Origin of the sequence: Pseudomonas sp. H1h (assembly GCF_000633255.1) — a bacterium.
Lineage (GTDB): Bacteria > Pseudomonadota > Gammaproteobacteria > Pseudomonadales > Pseudomonadaceae > Aquipseudomonas.
Genome location: NZ_AYMJ01000061.1, coordinates 1 through 1,040, shown reverse-complemented (window position 1 = coordinate 1,040; position 1,040 = coordinate 1). Strand labels below are relative to the sequence as shown.

Sequence of the window (1,040 nt, the reverse complement as noted above, 5' to 3'; positions counted from 1 at the left end):
TTCGACAAGATCGACAGCGCTCCAGAAGAAAAAGCTCGCGGTATCACCATCAACACCGCACACGTTGAGTACAACTCGCTGATCCGTCACTACGCTCACGTTGACTGCCCAGGTCACGCTGACTATGTGAAGAACATGATCACCGGTGCTGCTCAAATGGACGGCGCTATTCTGGTTTGTTCGGCCGCTGATGGTCCGATGCCACAAACCCGTGAGCACATCCTGCTGTCCCGTCAGGTAGGCGTTCCGTACATCGTGGTTTTCCTGAACAAGGCTGACCTGGTAGACGACGCTGAGCTGCTGGAACTGGTTGAGATGGAAGTTCGCGACCTGCTGTCCACCTACGACTTCCCGGGCGATGACACTCCAATCATCATCGGTTCGGCTCGTATGGCGCTGGAAGGCAAAGACGACAACGAGATGGGCACCACTGCCGTCAAGAAGCTGGTTGAAACTCTGGACAGCTACATCCCAGAACCAGTTCGTATGATCGACAAGCCGTTCCTGATGCCAATCGAAGACGTATTCTCGATCTCGGGTCGCGGTACTGTTGTGACTGGTCGTATCGAGCGCGGTATCGTTCGCGTTCAGGATCCGCTGGAAATCGTTGGTCTGCGTGACACTACCGTTTCCACCTGCACTGGTGTTGAAATGTTCCGCAAGCTGCTCGACGAAGGTCGTGCTGGCGAGAACTGCGGCGTTCTGCTGCGTGGTACCAAGCGTGACGACGTTGAGCGTGGTCAGGTTCTGGTCAAGCCGGGTTCGGTTAAGCCGCACACCAAGTTCACCGCAGAAGTTTACGTTCTGAGCAAGGAAGAAGGCGGCCGTCACACTCCGTTCTTCAAAGGCTACCGTCCACAGTTCTACTTCCGTACTACTGACGTGACTGGTAACTGCGAGCTGCCAGAAGGCGTTGAAATGGTAATGCCAGGTGACAACATTCAGATGACTGTTACCCTGATCAAAACCATCGCGATGGAAGACGGTCTGCGTTTCGCTATCCGTGAAGGCGGTCGTACCGTTGGCGCTGGCGTCGTAGC

At 55.2% G+C, this 1,040-nt stretch carries 1 protein-coding gene; it reads left to right on the top strand.

What is annotated here, in order from left to right; all coding sequences use genetic code 11:
• On the top strand, positions 1-1,040 hold a 1,040-nt coding region (gene tuf, locus U862_RS0128980), incomplete at both ends, for an elongation factor Tu (RefSeq protein ID WP_025113571.1).